This is a genomic window from Cellulomonas telluris (genome assembly GCF_004886325.1).
GTDB classification, from domain to species: Bacteria; Actinomycetota; Actinomycetes; order Actinomycetales; family Cellulomonadaceae; genus Cellulomonas; species Cellulomonas telluris.
The window spans coordinates 1-517 of record NZ_QXFN01000111.1; the positions used below are offsets into that span (position 1 = coordinate 1).

The following is a 517-nucleotide window of genomic DNA, read 5'->3' on the forward strand; positions in this document are numbered from 1 at the left end:
CGCTCTGGCCGCCAGTGAGCTCGAAGGGCAGCCGCGCGTCGAAGGCGGCGAGCAGGCCGTCGTCGCGGCGTACGCGCGCGCGGGCGCCCTGGGCGCGGTGCACGGCCCGCCGGCGGGCGAGCACCAGCTGCAGCACCAGCGCCTCCTCGAAGCGGAAGCGCTTCTGCGCCGCACCGAGCTGGCTCCAGTCGTCGGGTCCGTGGATCCAGCGCAACGCCTGCATCACGCCGAGCACGTCGAAGCGCTCGCGGAGCTCGGGGGTGAAGACGTCGGGGACGTCGCTCACCAGGTCGAGCGCCGCGGTCACGACCTTCTGGAGGTCCCAGGTGTAGAGCTTGGCGGTCAGCGGGTAGACCGGGATCAGCTTGCTCAGCATCGCGCCCTCCTCGCCGTCGATGGCGAAGCCGTGGGCCTGCTCGAGCTGCCAGCCGCCGCGGAACTGCTTGGCCCTGCCGGTGAACAGCGCCCGGCTCCCCGTGCCGAACTCGGCCTCGTGCCGGTCGGCGAGGTTCTTGTA

At 72.5% G+C, this 517-nt stretch carries 1 pseudogene; it reads right to left on the reverse strand.

Annotated features, from left to right (window positions below):
* Positions 1 to 517: pseudogene (locus FB586_RS19630) on the reverse strand (ATP-dependent DNA helicase RecG); the annotation flags it as partial.